16 protein-coding genes are annotated in these 20,199 nt (G+C 60.0%); 7 read left to right on the forward strand and 9 right to left on the reverse strand.

The window, feature by feature from the left end:
- Positions 1 to 22 precede the first annotated feature (22 nt).
- Positions 23 to 157 (reverse strand): 50S ribosomal protein L34, encoded by a 135-nt coding sequence (gene rpmH, locus IPK79_09120; protein ID MBK8190592.1) that lies wholly within the window; start codon positions 155 to 157, stop codon positions 23 to 25.
- Positions 158 to 558: 401 nt separating this feature from the next.
- Between rpmH and dnaA the strand changes: the two genes are divergently transcribed.
- Positions 559 to 2,049, forward strand: coding sequence for a chromosomal replication initiator protein DnaA (gene dnaA / locus IPK79_09125; GenBank protein MBK8190593.1), 1,491 nt, complete (start codon positions 559 to 561; stop codon positions 2,047 to 2,049).
- Here dnaA and IPK79_09130 read toward each other — a convergent pair.
- From IPK79_09130 to IPK79_09140, 3 genes are all read right to left on the reverse strand, one after another.
- Entirely contained in the window at positions 2,046 to 2,471 is a 426-nt protein-coding gene (locus IPK79_09130) for a hypothetical protein (GenBank protein ID MBK8190594.1), read from the reverse strand. The two genes, dnaA and IPK79_09130, sit on opposite strands and share 4 nt — an antisense overlap.
- A 204-nt stretch (positions 2,472 to 2,675) precedes the next feature.
- A complete protein-coding gene (locus IPK79_09135) occupies positions 2,676 to 4,184 on the reverse strand; it encodes an NADP-dependent isocitrate dehydrogenase (protein ID MBK8190595.1) in 1,509 nt (502 codons plus the stop codon).
- Positions 4,185 to 4,326: 142 nt separating this feature from the next.
- On the reverse strand, positions 4,327 to 7,011 hold the full coding sequence (locus tag IPK79_09140) for a GAF domain-containing protein (GenBank protein MBK8190596.1): 2,685 nt from the start codon (positions 7,009 to 7,011) through the stop codon (positions 4,327 to 4,329).
- A 252-nt stretch (positions 7,012 to 7,263) separates the two neighbouring features.
- On the opposite strand from IPK79_09140, the gene lepB reads away from it, so the two are divergent.
- Complete coding sequence (gene lepB / locus IPK79_09145; GenBank protein MBK8190597.1) at positions 7,264 to 8,367, forward strand: signal peptidase I; 1,104 nt, start codon at positions 7,264 to 7,266, stop codon at positions 8,365 to 8,367.
- Positions 8,368 to 8,389: 22 nt separating this feature from the next.
- Here lepB and IPK79_09150 read toward each other — a convergent pair whose 3' ends face one another.
- Positions 8,390 to 8,974, reverse strand: coding sequence for a hypothetical protein (locus IPK79_09150; protein MBK8190598.1), 585 nt, complete (start codon positions 8,972 to 8,974; stop codon positions 8,390 to 8,392).
- 288 nt (positions 8,975 to 9,262) lie between these two features.
- Between IPK79_09150 and IPK79_09155 the strand changes: the two genes are divergently transcribed.
- On the forward strand, positions 9,263 to 10,558 hold the full coding sequence (locus IPK79_09155; GenBank protein ID MBK8190599.1) for a PDZ domain-containing protein: 1,296 nt from the start codon (positions 9,263 to 9,265) through the stop codon (positions 10,556 to 10,558).
- Positions 10,559 to 10,640: 82 nt separating this feature from the next.
- On the opposite strand, the gene IPK79_09160 is transcribed toward IPK79_09155, so the two are convergent.
- The gene (locus IPK79_09160) at positions 10,641 to 11,999 is read right to left on the reverse strand and encodes a hypothetical protein (GenBank protein ID MBK8190600.1); all 1,359 of its coding nucleotides are present in this window, start codon (positions 11,997 to 11,999) and stop codon (positions 10,641 to 10,643) included.
- A gap of 273 nt (positions 12,000 to 12,272) precedes the next feature.
- Here IPK79_09160 and IPK79_09165 point away from each other — a divergent pair, with 273 nt between their 5' ends.
- The 3 genes from IPK79_09165 to IPK79_09175 all read left to right on the forward strand — a co-directional run bounded on the left by IPK79_09165 (position 12,273) and on the right by IPK79_09175 (position 14,363).
- Positions 12,273 to 12,899 carry a DUF47 family protein gene (locus IPK79_09165; protein MBK8190601.1) on the forward strand — a complete coding sequence of 209 codons (627 nt, stop codon included), beginning with the start codon at positions 12,273 to 12,275 and terminating at the stop codon, positions 12,897 to 12,899.
- 51 nt (positions 12,900 to 12,950) lie between these two features.
- Entirely contained in the window at positions 12,951 to 13,973 is a 1,023-nt protein-coding gene (locus IPK79_09170) for an inorganic phosphate transporter (GenBank protein MBK8190602.1), read from the forward strand.
- 102 nt (positions 13,974 to 14,075) lie between these two features.
- Entirely contained in the window at positions 14,076 to 14,363 is a 288-nt protein-coding gene (locus tag IPK79_09175) for a peptidylprolyl isomerase (protein MBK8190603.1), read from the forward strand.
- Between the two features lie 112 nt (positions 14,364 to 14,475).
- Here IPK79_09175 and IPK79_09180 read toward each other — a convergent pair whose 3' ends face one another.
- Entirely contained in the window at positions 14,476 to 15,765 is a 1,290-nt protein-coding gene (locus tag IPK79_09180; GenBank protein MBK8190604.1) for a replication-associated recombination protein A, read from the reverse strand.
- Positions 15,766 to 15,922: 157 nt separating this feature from the next.
- Here IPK79_09180 and IPK79_09185 point away from each other — a divergent pair, with 157 nt between their 5' ends.
- A complete protein-coding gene (locus tag IPK79_09185) occupies positions 15,923 to 18,229 on the forward strand; it encodes a hypothetical protein (protein ID MBK8190605.1) in 2,307 nt (768 codons plus the stop codon).
- Positions 18,230 to 18,249: 20 nt separating this feature from the next.
- On the opposite strand, the gene IPK79_09190 is transcribed toward IPK79_09185, so the two are convergent.
- Entirely contained in the window at positions 18,250 to 19,080 is an 831-nt protein-coding gene (locus IPK79_09190; protein MBK8190606.1) for an enoyl-ACP reductase, read from the reverse strand.
- A 147-nt stretch (positions 19,081 to 19,227) separates the two neighbouring features.
- The gene (locus IPK79_09195; GenBank protein MBK8190607.1) at positions 19,228 to 20,196 is read right to left on the reverse strand and encodes a hypothetical protein; all 969 of its coding nucleotides are present in this window, start codon (positions 20,194 to 20,196) and stop codon (positions 19,228 to 19,230) included.
- Positions 20,197 to 20,199 lie beyond the last annotated feature (3 nt).

Raw genomic sequence — 20,199 nt, forward strand, 5'->3', positions numbered from 1 at the left:
CGCGGCGCGCAACGCCGGCAGGTTAAATGGCAACGCGGTAACGGCCCTTGGCGCGACGACGATTCAGGGTGCGGCGTCCGCCGGGGGTCTGCATACGGGCGCGAAAGCCGCTGACGCGACGGCGCTTGCGTTGGGTGCCTTCCAAAGTGCGTTTCATTGAGGCGCGAGGCTCCAGATTAGATGGAAAAAGCCCTTATAAAAGAAGCGGGAGATTTAGTGTAATCCAAACCCCGTCGCCTTGCCAAGCAGGGGGCTCGGACGCGCGTCGTACGTGACCTGTAATGTAACGGCTTGGCCCGCGCGATGCTCGTCGCATCAAGCGGATGTGCTAAACTCATCTGGCGATAGAGACGATGCCCAGTATGCACTGCTTCGGGGCGTTTATTTAACGGGTTTGGTTTAGTGGAGCGCATGTCGAATGAGAGCGACAGGCGTCATGGCCATGCGTCGTTTTTCGTCGCGCGTCGCGCATGGAGCGCGTCGCTGAATAGAGAGCCCCCCTCCCCCCTCGCCCCCACGCAGCGCGTCCTGCTGCCTGTTTGGATATTGAGAGCCTGAATGTCCCCATCTTCTGCTTATTCTGCTTCTGCTGTTTCGGCTTCTGCTGGGGCTGGCGCCCCTTCTTCGCAAACAGCCGTGTGGACGGCTGTACAGGATCGGCTTCGTCTGAGCCTGAGCGCGCCCGCTTTTGAGAGCTGGATTGGTCCGCTGGCGCTTGCTGAAGCTGCCGATGACGCCCTGACCCTGCGCACGGATAGCGTGTTTAAACGCGACTGGGTGTTGCGTCACTACAAAAAAGCCTTGCAGGAAGCCTTTTGTCAGGTCGTGGGCTGCGCTGACGCTCAAATTCGCCTCGAAGTGAGCGCCGAGACGCTGCTCGAAGACGCGCCTGCGGCTGTGGCTGACGCTTCAAGCGGCTCGGCGCGTCCGGACTCCTTTGCGCCGATGGCCTCCATGGCCCCCATGGCCCCGATCGCCGAAGATGCGCCCTATCGCCCGTGGACGCCGCGCACCAACCGCAGCGGCCTGAATCCCAAGTACACGTTTGAGCAGTTTGTCGTCGGCGACAACAGCCAGTTTTGCCACGCGGCGGCGCTGGCCGTGGCAGAGAATCCGGCGCAGAGCTACAACCCTTTCTTTATCCATGGCGGCGTCGGGCTGGGGAAAACGCATCTGGCTCAAGCCATCGGGCATTTCGTGCTGCGGCATAACCCGGAGGCGAAAATCCGTTATGTGACCTCTGAACAATTCACCAACGATATGATTCAGGCAGTGGCCAAGCGCGACTGGACGCCGTTTCGCGATCGCTACCGAAAGCTCGACGTGCTGATTCTCGACGATATTCAGTTTCTGGCGGGCAAAGAGCGCACCCAGCAGGAGCTTTTCCATACGTTTAACGTGCTGCACGAGGCCGGCAAGCAGATGATTCTGACCAGCGACCGTTCGCCTCAGCAGTTGCCTGAGCTGGAAGACCGCCTGCGCAGCCGTTTCGCTTCAGGCTTAATGGCGGATATTCAGCCGCCCGATGCCGAAACCCGTCTGGCGATTCTGCGATGCAAGGCCGAGCGCGAACAGCTGACGATCCCCGATGAAATTCTGGCCTATCTGGCCGAGGTGATTCCGCAAAACGTGCGCGAACTCGAAGGCGGCCTCAACAAAGTCGCCGCCTATCATATGCTCACCCGCGCGCCGATGACGCTGGCCTGCGCCCGCCAGATTCTGGGCATGGAGGCCGATCTCTCGCGCGTGTCGCTGGAAACCGTCATCGAAACCGTGGCGCTTTATTATCATCTGCGCGCCGAAGACCTTAAAAGCGCGTCGCGCGCGCGGGACATTGCCCACGCGCGCCAGGTCGCTGTGTATTTATTGCGCGAGACCGCCGAAACCAGCTTCGCTAAAATCGGTCAGTTGCTGGGCGGGCGCTCTCATACCACGGTGCTGTACTCCTACGAGAAGATTGCCGAATTAATCGACGGTCATCCCGTTCTGGAGCAGCAGCTCCGCGAATTGCGCGCCCGCCTCAAGACCTGCGCCGCCACCCGCCGCTAGGCATTTGCCACGAGGTTTCGGACGTAGTTGGGATTCTGATTCATGGCCCAGCGCGCCTGCCGGACTTCGTTTTGCGAGATGTGGCCATCGCGATTGCGATCGAGAAAGCGCGTTGCTTGACCTGCTTGCCGGATACTCATTTGACCGTCAGGGCCCGCGCCGAGCGCGTAGAATTCCCGATTGCTCAAATTCAGGCCGTTGGCCCGGTCGAATTCGGCGGTGGACACCCGCCCATTTCGATCGCCTTGCGCGTCCGCCAACATGGCTTTGCGAAAGGCTAATCCCTTGGCGCGTTCGGGGAACTCGCTGGCGATATGGCTAGGCGCGTACTGCCCCGTCCCAAAATTACCCGCTTGATAAGGAAAACGACGTGGACGAGGTCCAAAGTGCGTATAGCGTCCTGCATTCTGACAGTAAGTCATTCCCAAAACCCCCCATTTGCCTGTGTCCAAACCCTACAACCCTTGTGCTTGCATTAAACCCGACGCGTGCGTCCTTGTGATACCCTTTAATACTTAATTAAACATTCAAAAAGAAAGAAATTCTAAAGCCCCGTGCGCACCTGCGGCGACTAGACGCCTGTAAAGGCGTCGCCGTCAGCGATTGCGCTGCTTACGGCTTATGGCTTACTGGCCCAGACTTTTGGTGAAGGCTTCCGCGCCGTCGAAGCGATAGAGGCTTTCGGTTTTGATGAAATCAAGCCCGGCTTTTTCCAGGCGATCGAGCAGGGCCACGATATCGCGATGCGCGGCGACGGCCCCGGCGGGCGATTCGAAGCGGCAACGCCAGTGATCGCTGCAAAACGTGTCGGGGTTGCCATCCGGCCATACTTTGGCCCCGCGATTGCTGATCATCGACAACGCCAGCGCGGGCTCTGTGGCGGATTTCACCAGCGCGGCCAGCGCATTGGGATCGCGCGAGGCGGGCGACCAGTGGAAAAAGACATCGACGCCCGCCAGCTCTTTTTGTCGCGCTGCTGCGACGGGGCGCTGGGCGACAGGGGCTTCGGCGCGATCCGGGTTGCGATAGCTTACCGGCGCCAGCGTCTGCGGCGATTGGCCGAGACGATCGACCACGGCCTGCGCAAATTCCCGGGTTCCGACGGTTTGCTTGCTGACGCCTTCGCGGAAGATGTCATAGGTGTGAATGCCGTCCTCAATGGTTTTGAGCCACGCGTTATGCACGCGCGTCGCGACATCGGCTTGTCCGATATGCACCAGCATCAGCACAGCGCCGAGCATCAGGCCCGAGGGGTTGGCGACGTTCTGACCAGCGCGACGGGGGGCTGAGCCGTGGATGGCTTCAAACATCGCGCAGTTGGCGCCGATATTGGCGGAGCCCGCCAGGCCGACCGAGCCCGCAATCTGCGCCGCGACGTCGGAGAGGATATCGCCGTACAGGTTGGGCAGCACGACGACGTCGAAGGCTTCGGGCGTGTCAGCGAGTTTGGCTGAGCCGATATCGACAATCCAGTGTTCGTTCTCAATGTCTGAATATTCGGCGGCGATCTCGTCAAAAATCTTGTGGAAGAGGCCGTCGGTCATCTTCATGATGTTGTCTTTGGTAAAGCAGGTGACTTTCTTGCGGTTATGCGCCCGCGCGTACTCGAAGGCGTAGCGCACGATTTTTTCGGTGCCGGGACGGCTGATGAGCTTGAGGCACTGCACGACTTCGTCGGTTTGCTGGTATTCGATGCCGGTGTAGACGTCTTCCTCGTTCTCGCGAATAATCACCAGATCCATTTTGGGGTGCTTGGTGGCGATGAACGGCGCATACGACGCACAAGGCCGCACGTTGGCGTACAGGCCGAACATGGCGCGAGTGGTGACGTTCAGGCTCTTGAAGCCGCCGCCCTGCGGGGTGGTGATGGGGGCTTTGAGGAAGACGCGCGTGCGTTGAAGGCTTTCCCATGCGCCGGGGCCGACGCCTGCGCTGATGCCTTGCAGGTATACTTTTTCGCCGATTTCGATTTCTTCAATAGCCAGGCGGGCACCAGCCTCTTTGAGAATGTGCAGCGTGGCGGCCATGATTTCCGGGCCGATGCCGTCGCCGCGCGCAACGGTGATCGGGACTGGGGCGCTGGCGGAAAAGGCGGGCGTTTGCTGGGTGGCGGGGGATGCGTCTGCTGGGGTCATGCGCAGGGGGCTCCTTCTTTTTTTTCTGAAATCTTTTATCTCTTGAACGTCTTCTCGCTTAAAATTTTCTGTTGAAACTCTCTCTCAGTTAAAAACCGTTAGGGGGTACTATAGCACAGCCTGCCGTGCGCGCGCCGTGGCGCTAGTCAAGCTGGTCGAGGCTGCCGCGCTCGTACAGCGCCGTAAAGTAGCGATGAATATCGGCCTCGCCCTTGGTCATCCGCTCCTTGCACAGAATCTCGTGATATTCGCGAATGGTAAGGCTGTCGTCGATTTCTTTTTCCCACTGGATGAGGGTTTCCGGCGCGGTAAACCGGCGCTCCAGCAACAGGATGCGGCCCAGTTGCTGCAGGGGCGCATTAAAGAAAGCGTTGACGCAATCGGGGTCAAAATGCGAATTGGCGTCTTTCTGAAGGAGTCGAATCACGCGATCGAAGGGCATGCGGTTGCGGTAATGGCGGCGCGAGGTAATGGCGTCGAAAACGTCGCTGAGCGCCAGTACGCGCCCCAGTAAGGGGATTTCGCCGCCCTTGAGGCCGCGGAAATAGCCCGTGCCGTCGACTTTTTCGTGGTGAGAGGCCGCGATCTCCGGGACGCGCCGCAGGTGTGGTTCAAAGTGAATATTCTGGAGGATTTCGTAAGTATAGCGCGCGTGTTGCTGAATATGACGGTATTCTTTCTCGGTCAGGCGCCCGTCTTTGGTCAGAATATCCTCGCGGATGCCGATTTTGCCGATGTCGTGCAGCAGGGCCGCATACACCAGCGATTCCATCTCGTCTTTTTCCAGATGCATTTGCTGGCCGATGATATCGGCGTATTGCGCCACGCGCTCGGAATGGCCGGCGGTAATCGGGTCGCGGGCGTCAATCGTGCTGGAGAGGGTCTTGATAAAGCTGACGAAGGCGGTTTTCTGGTCGCTGACCAGTTGGGCGTTTTCGATGGCGACCCCGGCGTGCGAGGCAATGGCCATCAGCAGCTCTTCGTCGCTTTTCTCGAAGTGGCCCTGGGCTTTATTCAGCACCTGAAACACGCCGATAATCTCGTTGAGGCGGTTGCGCATGGGCATGCACAACAGGTTTTCGGTCTTGTAGCCGGTCTTCTTGTCGACATCCTTGTTAAAGCGCGGGTCTTCGTAGGCGTCGCGAATGTTGAGAATCTCGCCGGTCTTGCAGACATAACCCGCCAGACCCAGATGAGCGGGAAAACGGATTTCATGCGCGCGATCCAGTCCGGTGGCGACCTTGGACCACAACTCGTTGCGGTCCTTGTCGTACAGAAACAGCGTACAGCGATCGCAATCCAGCGCCAGTCGCGTCTCGTTCATGATGACGGTCAGCAGCGTGTCGAGATCGCGCTCGCCGAACATCGCTTGCCCCACGCGCAGCAGCGAAACCATCGCTTTGGCCTGGGTTGAGTTGAGACCAACGCCCCCGGCGCCGCCGACATCAGCGGCGTCGCCTGAGACCTGCGTCAGTGAGGCCAGCAACGACGTATCGCGCCCGAAAATCCGTTGATGGGTGGCGCGTTTGTCCACGACCAACTGCCATTGATCCACGTCGATGCGATAGAGTTCGTCCTCGATGTAGCTGGTCAAAAAGCGCAGGCCGTTCTCTTCTGCCACGCGCAGGGCTTCCATCAGGCTTTCGACCGCCAGCGGCCGGTCGTTGATTTCCATAAAAATCCGGGCGAATTCAAAATGGGTTTTCGCCTGCTCATCGACCAGATTCAGCGTTTTAAAGATGGCCAGCGCGTCGCCCATCGCTTCCAGCGCGGCGCCGTGTCGGCCCAGTTCGCATTCGAGCCGCCCCTGTAGGCGAAACGCCTTGCCGAGGCCCTTGTCATAGCAAATGGCGCGAAACTGCGGGATCGCCTGCTGGCAAAGCAGTTGCATGGCCGCGCTGGCGCCGTCGTCCTGATAGGCCAGATAGGCCTTGAACAACAGCGTCATGCCGCGTTCTTTGGCGTTCATCGCAAAGGCTGCGTCGTCTTCTTCCTGCGTGGCGATTAGGCGTCGCGCGCTGTCGACGTCGTGGCGGTGCAAGGCCATTTTAATCCGCTGATTGCGCAGGGCGGACAGGCGTTTGACGTCGCCCAGGGTCTGGCACAGCTCAAGGGCTTCGTTCAGGCAGCGTTCCGCATCGTCCCACGCTTCGCGGATCAGATGCAGGCGGCCCAGGATTTCCAGCGTGACGGCCTGCTCGTAGGCGATGGCCAGCCGCTTTTTAATGACGAGCGACTCGTTCAGCGCGCGAATGGCGCGGTGAAAATCGCCGGTGCGTTCGTAATGAATCGCCAGCGAATCGTTGATCTTGGCGGCTTCCAGTCCGTCTTGCCAGCAGAAGGTTTTGGCCTGACGAAACAGCTTGACGCCTTCGCCATACTGGCCGCAACGGTATTTTACCAGCCCTTTGTAGTGCAGCAGGCGCGCGCGCACCTCCTGTACGCCGGGCTCGTTGATGTGGGTTTCCAACATGGCCTGCGCTTCTGAAAACGTCTGGCTGGCCTTGCTGGAGGCCTCGTCGGCGCGGTTGTTGTTGTATTTGAGCCAGGCCAGCTCGATCAGCGCGCGAATGGCGCCAATATAATCGCGCGTTTGCAGGAAGGCGGCGTAAGCTTTTTCAAGCGATTCCAGCGCAGCGCCGTATTCTTTTTTGAAATTCAGCAGCAGGCCGTCTTCGTAGAGGGCTGTCGGGTTGACGGCCTCTTCCGGCAAAGCGGGATGCGCCGCAGAACCGCCTGTAAACGAGTCGTAACGAAGCGAATCGTTGTACGGATCGGCGTCGGCGCTGCTCTGGGCTCGGTTTGGGTCGGACGTGTGCGGGGTCATCGCGGGCCATTTCGCTGCATCATCTCCTTGACGATACCGCGTCAAGGCCGTTGGGCGCGTCAGCCAACGGGACTAAATTCCATGGGCCCGCTCCTTGCGTGAATTTTCAGGCGTCGCCGATAACAGCGCGCGCATTGCGGACGCTCCCGGATAACGATGACGCGAGGCCGGGCTTTTGCCTTTCTGGGGCGGAGGGGCTACACTAAACGCTTTCGTAAGCGGATTGTTTCGAGAGTCAGGACGGCCCTTGCCATGCGATTTACCGAAGACGTGAAAGAAGCGCTGCATCGCGCCCAAAAGTTAGCCCGCTCGGCCAAAGCTCCTCACGTAAGCGAACGGCTGGCCCTGTTAAGCGTGGTCGAGACGCTGCGCCCGTTTTCGCGCTTCGATTCCGCTCTGCGCGAGTTAAAAATCAAGCCGCGCGCCTTGCGCGACGCGCTGAAGTCTCTCCCTGACGCCCCAGCGCCTGCGGCTTCTGTCGCGGACCCGCTTTCGTCCGAGGCGGGCGGCGCGGACATGGCGCGTTATCCCGCGCCGCTGCGTCCCCTGCTCGCGCGTCTGCTGCAACGAGGCGACGCAAGCGGCGAAGCGCTGGATATGGATGCGCTGACGCAAGCTTGTTTGCAGGCGGATGATCCGCCGATGCGCGAGGCGCTCTCCTCGCTGGGCTTGACGTCCGCCTCGTGGCGCGGCGCGAGCGAATCGCTCAATGGGCGCCGTATCGCGGCGATGCCTGCCCGTCGCTTCTGGAGCGCGCTGTATATCCTGCGCGAAATTGCTGAACTGGTCGTGATCGTGTTGACGTTTCTGGTGCTGATTCGCGAAGGGCTGGGCGAACCCCGCCTCATCCCCTCGCCGTCGATGCTGCCGACGCTACAGGTAGGCGATCGCGTGATTGTCGAGAAGCTCTCGCATTGGGTGCGGCCTTATCAGCGCGGCGATATTCTGGTGTTTTATCCGCCGGAGCCGGAAGCCGTGATTCACAATGATCCGCTCAGCGCGCTTTTGCGGATGAGCGGCTTTTCCGCCCTGATTCACAACAAGCCCGATGACCCCGTGGATCGGGCGTTTATCAAGCGGCTCATAGGTCTGCCGGGCGATACGTTCCAGGTGGTTCCCAATGTGGGCGTCAAAATCAATGGCCGTCTGCTGCAAGAGCCCTACGTCGCGGCGCTGCCCGAGCTCTGCGTCAGCGCCTGCGAGCCGCGCGTGATTCCCAAGGGACAATATTTTATGATGGGCGATAACCGAAACGACAGCAAAGACAGCCGCTATTTTGGCTACCAACCGGCGTCGCGGGTGCTGGGGCGCGCCGTGTTCCGCATTTTTCCGCTGAATCGCATCGGAACGTTGTAGCCATAAAGTCAGACGTTGCGCATTAATCGTCGCGCACGCGCATATCGTCGTCGTCGGAGCGGATTTTTTCGGCGCGCTGAGCGCTGTTAATGGTGATCTCGTTGGTCTTGTGTTCGATGGTCGTGAGAAAGCGCTCTTCAAAGCGCTTGAGCATCATTCGCGCGGAATCGCGTCCCTGATTGACGTAGGCCTTGGTGATGACGCCCACGGACTCGCTTTCGGGCGCGTGCTGCGTGCGCTGGCACAGGCGCAGATAGTCCTGTACGACTTCCACCAGCGAGATGATATGGTTGGCCATAAACATTTTGTGTTCCGGCGACAGGACAAAGAGATAGTTCATTGTCTGGTGCATGGCCGGATGCGCGTCATAGTCGCGTTTGCGCTGCTTGGACTTAAAGAGCGCCAGCACCTTGTCGCTGCCCAGCGACTTAAATTGCGAGATCATCTCGTTGACCTTGAACTCGCGCTCCGCCAATATCGAAATTCCGTCGCAGATGATGGTCTTGAACTCATCGGGAAACGCCATCATCAACTGCACGGCGACCGAGAGGCGCTTGTCGCGGTCATACCAGCGCTGGGTGGGGGGCGGACTCTTGTCGAGGGGCATCGTGAGCGGCGTCTTCCTGCAGGCGTTATGTTTCAGGCGTTCTTTATGGTGACGCCTGGGCGCGCAAAGGGCATCGGTTAAATAGAGGTTAAATCGCGCCCGGAATCCCCCTGAAGCCTTTTGCCGTCGGTATTATGGAAAAAGCGCGCGCTCGGTCGCTTGCTTGATGGGCGCGGGATGCGCTTTTGAGTATAATGCCCTTTAGCCGCTGTCTCGCGGCGCGCTCTGCGTTCTTGAAGGATTCTCCCGTTTAGTAGGCTCTGTAATTGAGAGGCGTTCGTCTTTTTCATGAAAACGCGACTGACTCAATGGTCTGTTTCCTGCGCCCTGACAATCGCGCTGGCGATCGGCGCTTCTGCGGCCCCGGTCTGGGCCTATGCGCCGGCGACGCTGTACGACGACGTGTGGAAGCTGATTAACACGCGCTTTGTCGATGGCTCCAAGAACGGGCAGGACTGGAACATCTGGCGCAATCGCTACGACGACGTCATTAAAACCAACGACGACGCCTTTGTCGCCATCGAAACCATGCTGGCGAGTCTTAACGATCGGTATACGCGTTTTCTGACGCCTGATGAGTTCGCCGAAGAAGGCCGCTCGATCCAGGCCACGCTCTTTGGCATCGGCATCCAGATTGGCAATCGGGATGAGAAGCTGGTCATTATTGCGCCGATCGAAGATACCCCGGCGGCGCGCGCGGGCCTGATGGCTGACGACGAAATTCTCAAAATTGAAGACGTGCAGGCCAAAGGCATGGACGTGAAAGACGCCGCCGATCTCATTCGCGGCGAAAAGGGCAGTAAGGTGCACTTGCTGATTCGGCGCAAAGACAAGCCGGATACCGTGTATGAGGTGATGCGCGACGAAATCAAACTCAAAGCCGTCAGCGACAAGCCGCCCTTTGAGACGCCGATTCCTGCCAATATTGGCTATATCAAGATTTCAACCTTTCTCAGCGCTAACGCCGCCTTCGAAATGCGCAATGCGCTGAAGGCCGTCAGCGATAAAAAAGGCTATATCATTGATCTGCGCTCCAATCCCGGCGGCCTGTTGTCTAACGCCATCAGCATCGCCGATTTCTTTCTCGACGGGGGCGCGATTGTCAGCACGGTCGACCGCGACGGCTACAAAAAAGTAAGCCCCGCCACCGCCCGCCAGCTCACCGATAAGCCTCTGGTGGTCCTCATCGACAAGGGCAGCGCCAGCGCCAGCGAAATCCTCAGCGGCGCGCTGCGCGATAATAATCGCGCGATTCTGGTGGGGCAGACGTCGTTTGGTAAGGGCCTGGTGCAGGAAATCAACCCACTGCCCGGCGATGCGGGCGTCAATATTACGACGCAGCGCTATTTGACGCCAAACGATACGGATATCAACAAGAACGGCATTGTGCCCGATATCGTCGTTGAACTCAAAGAAGACGATATCAAGGCCAAGAAAGACAAACAGCTTGAGGTGGCTATTTCTGCGATGGAAGAGCGCCTGAGCGGCAAATCAATCAAGGCCATTCAAAGCCGTAATCTGTTGCAGAACGCCGTTGCGCCTGCGGTTAAAGAAGACGCCGAAGCGGTTGCGCCGAAGTCCTGATTGCATCAGCCTGATTAAATCAGGAAGACAGGGTCTGGCTCTGGGGCCTTGCGCGATACGCCTCTGACGACGCCCTGCGGCGTTACTGAACCCACAGGGCGATGGCTTTTGCGGGGTCAAGCCCCGAACCGTTATCGAGGCATACCCGGGTAAACGGACCTGTCTGGGACGCCCCGACGCTGGCGAGCGCTTCGTGAACATGCCCGAACACATGGCCGCTCACGCCCGCATGCGCTAACGGCGCGGCGCTGGCTTTGGCGTTGGATTGCCGCAGCGTTAAGAATCCTGTTTTGCCGTGATTGGTCAAAAACTGACTGAAGGCATTGCCCAGGGTTGCGTTGGCGTCGTCCAGAGATCCCAGCGTCCGGGATTTTTCCAGAAAGCGGCTCGGGAGCCGGCTCTCAAAAAAGGCGATGCGTTCGGCGCTCAGGGGCGGCTCTTTTCTGGAGAAAACATCCTTGAGCCGGTAGCGCGTGAAGTCCTGATACAGCGCATTGGCCGCCTTCGCAAATTCCGGCAGGGTTTGCGGCGTGAGATCCGTGTGACGCCCCTGCCAGTAGCCGCCCTGGCGCATAAAGCGTACGAGATCGCGCATATGATCGCTGGTGATCGGCGCATGGGTGATGAGCGTATGGCCGCCGCGTCCGTCAGGCGTCAGGTGAATCAGCTTTTGATTGGAGAGGTAGCGCGCGTATTGTCGTTGCCATCTGGGGATGTCTTCCTTTGGGGTGAGATGCAGCGACTGGGCGAGTGAATTCTTGCCCGGGCCCTCGCTTTTAAGCGCCTTGCGCGCGGTGAACTGCCGATCGGCCAGCAAGCGCAGCACGTCGAAATCGTGATTGGACGCCACGACGTCAATGTGATTGCTAAAGCGATTGCACAGCGAAACGATAGGGCGATCGGCCATGGCGGCCTTGTCGCCGATTGTATCGCCTGCCAGTGTCAGACGCCGCTCGGGGTTGGCCCATTTCATCTCGTCGTCGATAATCTGCTGGATTTTTTTGAGTTCGCGTTTGGCCTCATGGCGCGACACGTCGCAATTCTTTTTCAGCAGACGCTCGACATTGGTGAGCGCTTGCTTGAAGGCGAATGCGTTCTCGGCGCTGATCGTCACATGACCGCTGGCGATGAGCGTATCCAGCAGCTTGACGGGGTTGCCGTACAAGTCGCCCGCCACGACGTGATTCGCTTGACGCAGCTTCCGCGCGGCGCCTTTGGCGTCGAGTCTGGACGAAACGATGATTTTTGCGCCATTTGCTTCTTTTGAGGGCTTTAAGAGCTTGAATTGGGTCTTCACGGCTTGCAGCGGCGAAGCGAACGTATCGGCGTTGCCCGCCAGCGCGTGGCTGGTTGTTTGACGCGCTCCTGTCAATGCCTGTGCCGCTTCCGGCAAGCGAATCTGATGCAGCCCCTGCTGTAGCGAATGTATCGTGATGCTCAAATCCCGCTCCCTGCGTCTACGCGCGACGCGAACGTCGGCTGACGCTGATATAACCAGATACTCCCTCTCCTGCATAAAACCCGGCCCGCGATTTTTGATGCGCGTGCGGCAAGAGGCGTCATTCAATCGTCATAAAACCGTGAGACGCTTGCCTGAGAAGACGTCGCCCCGCGTTACATCTCGAAACAACCCATGACGCTTTGTTTTACGCGGGTTGCCAACTGATTTACAGTGAGCCCTGACGGGTTCCGTAAAATGGGGTTGTCGCAAGCCATGAGCCTTTTGCCCAAGGAAGAAAAGTTTTATCACATGATGGAAGAGCTGGCAGGCTTTGCCTACCAGAGCGTCGAGCAGTTGAATCGCATCGTGCGCGACGACGACCCCATGGCCATTGTCCAGATTGGGCAGTCGATGTCTGAAATCAAGGCCAAGGCCAAGCGCTGTTACTACAATATGACCAGCGAAATTTGCCGGACGTTTATTACGCCGTTCGACCGCGAAGATATTCAGGCCTTTGGCCATACGTTGTATAAAATCCCGAAAATCGCCGACAAAATTCAGGAGCGGATGATTGTTCATCGCTTGCAGCCTTTTAACGGCGATTTCACGAGTCTGGTGGACATTATCTCGCAGCAAAACGAAGCGCTGAAAGCCGTTATCGGCATTCTCAACAATAATCGCAAACTCAACGAAATGAACGAACGCGTCGCCACGCTCCACGAACTCGAAGATCGCGGCGATCATTTACTGGGGCGACTTATCGCCGATTTATTCTGGAGTATCTCTGATACGCGCGAATTGATTCTGCGCAAGGATATTTACGAGATGCTCGAAGAAGTGACCGACTATTACCGCGACTGCGCCAACGTGGCGTTACAGATTGTCCTGAAGCATAGCTGAGATACGCAGAGCCCAAGACACCCACACTGACGGGAGACGAGACTGACGGCGATGGATGCCTTTCCCTTTATGCTGGCGCTCATTGTGGTGTTGGCGCTGGCCTTTGACTTTATTAACGGCTTTCATGACGCCGCCAACGCCATTGCGACCGTGGTTTCGACGCGCGTTCTATCGCCCCGCTCGGCGGTGATATTTGGCGCTGTCTTCAACCTGCTGGGCGCCTTGCTTGGCACCGAGGTCGCGGCTACCATCGGCAAGGGGCTGGTGGAAGCCAAAGCGGTGTCGATGGAGCTGGTGCTGTTTGCGCTGATTGGCGCGATTGTCTGGAATCTTATCACCTGGCGCCTGGGGCTGCCGACGAGCTCTTCTCACGCGCTGATTGGCTCGTTGATGGGCGCGGTCTGTTTCTCGCTGCCGGACTGGCGCGGGCTCAATCTGGTGTATTGGTCCAAAGTCCTGGAAAAAGTCATTTATCCGATGTTTCTGGCCCCGGTGGTCGGCATCACGGTGGGCTTTATCGTGATGGCCCTGCTCACGTGGGTGGTCTATCGCGTGTCGGTGCATAACATCAACCGGGTCTTCGGCAAGCTTCAGATTGTATCGGCGGGCGTGATGGCGCTGAGCCACGGCCATAATGACGCGCAGAAATCCATGGGTATTATTGCGCTGGCGCTCGTGACGTACTATCCCAGCCAGCAGTTTGAAGTGCCCCTGTGGGTGATCCTCTCCTGCGCGCTGGCGATGGGCGCAGGGACGCTGAACGGCGGCTGGCGCATTATTCGAACGCTGGGCAGTAAAATGATCAAGCTTCAGCCGATTCATGGTTTTGCCGCCGAAACCACTGCCGCCGGGATTATTATGAGCGCCTCTCATTTTGGTCTGCCGCTGAGTACCACGCACGTGATCTCATCGGCCATTATGGGGGTGGGGGCCACCAAGCGGCTGTCGGCGGTGCGCTGGGGCGTGGTGGGGAATATCGTCTGGGCCTGGGTGCTGACGATTCCGCTGACGTTCCTGTTTTCGGGCTTTTTGACGACGCTGTTTCTGCACATCAAGCAGTGGGCGCACGGCTAGGACCGATGCAGGCAGGCGCTTGCGTCGCGCGCGCGAGCGTGACACCATAAGGCGCTCGACGCCTCCCGCGCGTCGGTTATCGTTTGAGAGGAGATACCCGTTATGCCTACCGCTACGAAAGTTCGCGCCAGCCATTTGCTGGTAGCGAGTGAAGAAGAAGCCCGGCAACTGCGTCAGGAAATCCAGGACGGCGCCAGTTTTGCCAGCGTCGCCGAGCGCGTATCCAAATGTCCGTCTGGCAAACAGGGCGGCGATTTGGGGTTTTTTGGCCGGGGTCAAATGGTGCCGGAATTCGATCAGGCGGCCTTCTCGCAGCCTGTCGGCGAATTGTCCGAACCCATTAAAACCCAGTTCGGCTGGCACTTGCTGGTGGTGACCGATCAACAATAACCCGGCGGGTTTCCAGTTATTTCAATCCCTTCCCTCTTCTTAATGAGACCCCTCGTGAGAGGGGAGGGATTTTTAGCAGGCAGGCCCGTTGTCTTAACCGGCGACAGGGGGCCTAGCGCGGGGCGTCGGGGTCAAGATAGCGCGCGCCAATGAGCGCTTCGGGCAGAAACGTTTGCGCCTGATCCGGATGATCGTGCGTGTACACGTACCCCTCGCCATGGCCATGTTGGGCGGCGCCCGGATAATGCGCGTCTCTCAGATGCGGCGGCACCGGATACGCCTTGCCCCGCTGCTGAATATCGGCAAGCGCGGCGTCGATGGCGCGATACGCGTGGTTGGATTTCGGCGCGCGGGCCACATAGGCCGTCGCCATGGCAAGCGGGATGCGGCCTTCCGGCAGACCTAGCCGCTCGACGGCTTCTGCGGCGGCATTGGCGACCACCAGAGCGGTTGGACGCGCGAGCCCGACGTCTTCGCTCGCAGTGACCACCAGACGGCGCGCAATAAAGCGCGGGTCTTCGCCTGCGGCAATCATTTTGGCGAGCCAGTAGAGGGCGGCGTCCGCGTCGCCGCCGCGCATGCTTTTCTGATACGCCGAAGCGTGATCGTAATGCTCATCGCCCTGTCGATCGTAGTTCAGCCGGTTTTGTCGCGCGAGCCGCTCCAGATGCTCAATACTGACCTGTCTGGCGCCGTCTGGCGAGACAGGAGCCGATTTAACCGCAATCTCAAGCAGCGTCAGCGCGCTGCGTCCGTCGCCATTGGCGTAATCCGCCAGAAAACCCGCCGCCTGCTCGTCCAGATGGACGGCGGGGCCTTTCTCGCGCAAAAACGCGACGCCGCGCGCAATCAGGGCGAGAATATCGGCGCGGGTCAGCGCATCGAGACGAATCACCAACACGCGCGACAGCAGCGGGGCGATGACCTGAAACGACGGATTCTCCGTCGTGGCGCCCATCAGCGTGATGACGCCATTTTCAACATGCGGCAGAATGGCGTCCTGCTGGGTTTTGCTGTAGCGGTGAATCTCGTCGATAAATACCACGGTGGGCCGGCCCGAGGTCTTGAGGGCGTCGAGGGCTTCGGCGATGGTTTCGCGTAATTCCTTCACACCGCTGTTCACTGCGCTGAGTTCGGCGAAACGCGCGTCCGAGCGCTTGGCGATCAGGCGGGCCAGAGTGGTTTTTCCCACGCCCGGCGGTCCCCAGAATAACAACGAAGTGAGTTCGCCTGAGGCATACAGATTGCGCAGGGGCGACGCGTCTCCCATCACGGCGCTTTGCCCGAGGAACGCCTCCAGCGTTTTGGGACGCAACAACTCCGCAAGCGGGGCGCGACGATTGCGCTCGGCCAGAGCGTCCAACAGGTTGGGCGATTTCGGGTCGGCGCGGTAGCCTGCCATCGGCGTCTCCTTTTGCGCTTATTATAACGAACGGGCAGGGGGATTGCCGCGCGCGCTCCCCATTCCGGCGAATTTGACGTTACAATAGACGCATGCCTTGCGCAGATAGCGCAAAGGCGTTATTCGACAGAATCCTGTGATACAGGAGAGGCCTGTTTTGCCCGTTTCCGCGCTTGCCATGACCCCCCTGAAAGCCGCCCAGAATGAGTTCTGGGTGGATGTGACATCTCCCAGCGATTTGTCTCCCGGGCAATTGGTGCGCCTCGATGGTCCAGCGCCCGCTTACGGACAGGTGACCATTGTGGAGGCGCTGCCTGTGTCGTCTTCTGCTGGCGGCGTTCGGGCGGGCGGGGTTCGTCTGACTATCAAAATGCTGGCGGGCCTGCCGTCCATGAACGCGCGTACGCTGACGCCGCTGGCGTCTGTTGATGTCGCGCGCGCGGCGCAAACGCTGCTGGCGCCGATTACCGCGCCGCTGAGTCTGGCGGGCGGCGTGGTCGGGGATCTGGACCGACTGGGAACGCTAGGCGTGCTGGAAGGAGATTCGCCCGCGTCGCGGCGCGCGCTGTTGAAAGCGTTTGCGTTGGCCGTCAGCGTATCGAACCCGCAGGCGCGCCCGGCGCTGATTGTCGACCCGTGCGGGCTGCTGGCGCACGAAACGGATTTTCCGCGCGTGGCGGCGGGGCAAGACGTGCGTCTGTCGCTTCAGGCGCTTGGCATGAGTACGTTTCTGGCGGCGATGGAAGCGGCGCTGCCGCCTGCCTTTCGCATGGAAGCCCTGCATGTGCTGGTGAAGGGCATGCCCTTGACCCTGGATTTTATTCCCTTTCAATATCTGCTCAGCCCCAAGCGGTATTGGGATTCACCGGCAAAGCTGCCGCTGCTGCATGCCCTGTATGGCATTCACCAGAACCGCGTCTTTGCGGATCGGCCCGAGGAGATGTTTTTGCTGGATGCGCTGCCGCCTGCGCCGGTGACCATCCTGGATTTATCGTCGCTTCAGGAGCCGTGGCGCGGCGTCTTTTACCGCTACGTGTGCCAGGCGCTCCTGAGACAGGCCGATATCAGCGTTTTTCCTATTCTTATTGAGCCAGAAGGCTTGCTGGAGCCTTCGTTTCTATCGGCCTGGCTGCAACAGTTCGAAAAAATGCGCGGTCATGGGGTGGCGGCGCTTTCCGGTCATGCGCCCGGCGGATCGTACGCCGTGTTGCCGGATTCGCGTCTGATTGCGTTGATGCGCGGCGCGGGCGAACAGCAGGATGTGACCATTTGTGGCCGCGTGAGCGGAAACCTGCCCGTGACAACGATTCTGGGCGCGCCGCAGGCGATGCGTCCTGCCGAATCGGCTCAGGATGACAGCGCGTCGCCGCCGCCGACGGAAGCGGCCCATTTCGCCCCTTTCCCGGAAATGCCGCTGACTGCCGGCGCTATCGCCGAAGACGACGCGTCGGTGATGCTGCAAAGCCCGGCGATTTCTGAATTTGAGACGGAGTCCGACTGGCTTCAGCCACCGGTGACCTCGCCTGCCCAAGGGGAGGCGTCTGCTGCGGCAGAGACGGACGCCGATAGCGAGACGGACGCCCCAGCGCAGGAACGCGTTGTCGCCCCTTCTTTATCGTCGCCCGCACTTGGCGCGCAGACGCCTGCGCCCGACGCGATCGCTGACGCCCCCTCGGCACACGTTTGGGCTTCTGAATCACCAATCGATCTGCCGCCGCTGGATGCGTTTGTCGATGAGCCCGCGCCGGATATTCTGGACGAGCCGCTCATTTCCCTGGAACCGCCTGCGCCTGCTCCGGCTCCGGCTCCCGCCTTGCAGGGACCGCCTTCTGAGACGGCTTCTCCCGAAAAGTCCCTGGTCAGCCTGTCGCTGGAAGACCTCTACCCGCCGCCGGCTTCGGCTCTGGCTGCTACGCAAAGCCCTGTGACGGCCCATCACGTTTCTCATTCTGATCATGCCTCAGACCTGGACGCTTTATTTCCCGCCACAGCCGAGGGCGCAGGCGCGAGCGATGGGATGGAAGACTGGGCTTTTGACTTTGAGCCTGACTTTGAGCCGGTTGCGCCGACTCGGGTCGAATCGTTGGGAGAATCTGGCCTCGTCGCTCACGGCGTTTCCGCCGCCGCTGCTCCGGTAACGCCTCGCGCGCCGAAATCGCCGCCGCAACCCCCGCCGTCGCCAATGCCTGCCGTTGGAAGCGCACCCGCGCCGGAGGTCAGCGCGCCCGCCGTTGCCGCTGCGCCGGAACCTGCGCCGGTGTATCAGAATACCCAGCCCGAGGTGTTAAAGGCGCGCGAAAAATCAGGATTCCAGCCAGGCGATCGCGTGACGCACGCGCAGTATGGGGCGGGCGTCATTGAAAAAATCATTCCAATGGAAGGGCGCGTGACGCTGAAAGTAATGTTCGACGACGTGGGCAAGCGCCTGCTGGACGCCGATACGGCAAAGCTGACGAAAGCCTGATTGCGTCGCTTGCGCTGACCCTAGTATGCGACGGCGTGAAAACCGGCGTCCACGTGAATCACTTCGCCGGTAATGCCGCGCGACAGGTGGCTCGCTAAAAACAGCGCCGTGTCGCCGACTTCGGCGGCTTCCACGTTGCGGCGCATCGGCGTGCGCGCTTCCATATGGTCCAGAATTTTTGAAAATCCTGAAATGCCGCGCGCGGCCAGCGTTTTAATCGGCCCGGCGGAGATAGCGTTGACCCGCACGTTCTGAGGGCCCAAATCGCTGGCGAGATACCGCACGCTCATTTCCAGAGAAGCCTTGGCGACGCCCATCACGTTGTAATTCTCCACGACGCGCTCGCCGCCCAGATAACTCAGGGTGATAATGCTGCCGCCGCCCGCTTTCTCAAACAGCGGCACGGCGCGATGGGCCATCGCCGTCAGCGAATAGGCGCTGATGTCATGCGCCAGCAGAAAGCCATCGCGCGAGGTTTCGACAAACGATCCGGTCAGGTCTTCTTTTTTGGCGAAGGCCACGCTATGCACCAGCGTGTCGAGCTTGCCAAACGTGGCGTTAATCGCCGAAAAAGCCTCGTTGAGTTCTTCGTCGCGCGTCACATCGAGCGGCAAAATAAGCGAGCCGGGTAAGGGCTCGGCTAATTCCCGCACGTTTTTTTCGAGCCGCTCGCCCTGGTACGTAAACGCCAGCCGCATGCCTGCTTCGCTCAAGGCTTGGGCAATCGCCCAGGCGATGCTCGACTTGTGCGCCGCGCCCACAATCAGGCCGGTTTTACCGGCGAGCAGGCCGCGTAAAGGTAATTGCCGCACTTCTTCAGCGTCGACGGGGGGCGTACAGGCGTCTGTCATGGTCATCTAGAGGGATCTCCCTTTATCGATATCGCCTTTGCCAGCGATCTGCAGGCATTTTAGCGGCAACGAGCGCGTTTTTCAACGGCGGGGCTGCTCGGGGAGATTCCCGGCTTTACCTGCGCGCGGTGCGTGTCGCGAGCAGGATTACTGGCTGGATAAGGCCAAAAACGCGGCGATAGCGGCGCCGACGGCGATTGCCAGCGCAAAGCCCACGTTCGCCACAGTAAAGAGGATTTTACGACGTCTGGGCCAATCGCTGGTCCAGGCTAGAATCAGCGCAACCGGGGCGGGGAGAATCATGACGGTTAGAATTAACAAAGCGGTGAGCGAGCGAAACGGCTTCGGCTTCCCAGCCGCGCTGGCCGCCAGAGCGCCTGGCGCGAGGCCTGATGCGTCGTTCTGGGGCTCCGTGAAGCCAAAGCGACTCGCCCCAAAACGCGAGCCGCCCGCCGCATCCACAGGAGGCGGGGGATTGGGCGCCGTGTCCGCGACAGAGGTCGGGCCAGCCTGCTGCGGGGCCGCTTCCGGTAGAAACAGATAATCCAGCGACTGGGCAACCCCTTTGGCGCTTGGCTGCGCGCGAACGTCGCCCGGTTGCGGCCAGAAATCTTCAGCCGGCTGCGGTAAAGGCGCTGAATCCGGCGCGCTTTGGGCGATATCGGACGGCGCCGGGGTTTCTGTCGGCGTTGCGGCTGCGGACGGCTGCTTTGAGAGCCAGTGCAAGGTATTGAGCGGCGGCGTCGGTGAGGCCGGATCGACCGATGCCCCGGCGGCGAGGCCGCCCAGCGCGGCGGGAAACGTCGAGCGCAAGCTCCCTGCCGGATTTCCTGCAAAAGGAAGGGCTTCTCTGGCGGGCACGATGGCCGGGCCTCCCAGCGTCAGGGGCGGCGGCGCAATCGGACTGCCGGAAGACGACATGTCTGCGGCTGAGGACGTTGCTGCGAGTGGCTGCGGGGGGTCGTAATAGCCTTGTTGCAGGTCGACAGGCTCGGGCGTTTCGCTGAGCGATTCGTAATCGAGCCGCGCTTGCGCGGCGCCGGTGACGATCGCGCCGCAACTGTCGCATAGTATCTGGGCGCGACCCAATTCGCTGGCGCATTGAGGGCATTGCATCGG

The organism is Vampirovibrionales bacterium, from assembly GCA_016712355.1.
Taxonomy (GTDB): Bacteria; Cyanobacteriota; Vampirovibrionia; order Vampirovibrionales; family Vampirovibrionaceae; genus JADJRF01.

What these genes read in the sequence shown, in the direction of transcription:
- IPK79_09180 (MBK8190604.1), bottom strand. Translation starts at nt 15,765, where the DNA reads ATGGCAGGCTACCGCGCCGACCCGAAATCGCCCAACCTGTTGGACGCT.
- IPK79_09190 (MBK8190606.1), bottom strand. Translation starts at nt 19,080, where the DNA reads ATGACAGACGCCTGTACGCCCCCCGTCGACGCTGAAGAAGTGCGGCAA.
- dnaA (MBK8190593.1), top strand. Translation starts at nt 559, where the DNA reads ATGTCCCCATCTTCTGCTTATTCTGCTTCTGCTGTTTCGGCTTCTGCT.
- IPK79_09130 (MBK8190594.1), bottom strand. Translation starts at nt 2,471, where the DNA reads ATGACTTACTGTCAGAATGCAGGACGCTATACGCACTTTGGACCTCGT.
- IPK79_09170 (MBK8190602.1), top strand. Translation starts at nt 12,951, where the DNA reads ATGGATGCCTTTCCCTTTATGCTGGCGCTCATTGTGGTGTTGGCGCTG.
- IPK79_09135 (MBK8190595.1), bottom strand. Translation starts at nt 4,184, where the DNA reads ATGACCCCAGCAGACGCATCCCCCGCCACCCAGCAAACGCCCGCCTTT.
- IPK79_09150 (MBK8190598.1), bottom strand. Translation starts at nt 8,974, where the DNA reads ATGCCCCTCGACAAGAGTCCGCCCCCCACCCAGCGCTGGTATGACCGC.
- IPK79_09140 (MBK8190596.1), bottom strand. Translation starts at nt 7,011, where the DNA reads ATGACCCCGCACACGTCCGACCCAAACCGAGCCCAGAGCAGCGCCGAC.
- lepB (MBK8190597.1), top strand. Translation starts at nt 7,264, where the DNA reads ATGCGATTTACCGAAGACGTGAAAGAAGCGCTGCATCGCGCCCAAAAG.
- IPK79_09155 (MBK8190599.1), top strand. Translation starts at nt 9,263, where the DNA reads ATGAAAACGCGACTGACTCAATGGTCTGTTTCCTGCGCCCTGACAATC.
- IPK79_09175 (MBK8190603.1), top strand. Translation starts at nt 14,076, where the DNA reads ATGCCTACCGCTACGAAAGTTCGCGCCAGCCATTTGCTGGTAGCGAGT.
- rpmH (MBK8190592.1), bottom strand. Translation starts at nt 157, where the DNA reads ATGAAACGCACTTTGGAAGGCACCCAACGCAAGCGCCGTCGCGTCAGC.
- IPK79_09195 (MBK8190607.1), bottom strand. Translation starts at nt 20,196, where the DNA reads ATGCAATGCCCTCAATGCGCCAGCGAATTGGGTCGCGCCCAGATACTA.
- IPK79_09165 (MBK8190601.1), top strand. Translation starts at nt 12,273, where the DNA reads ATGAGCCTTTTGCCCAAGGAAGAAAAGTTTTATCACATGATGGAAGAG.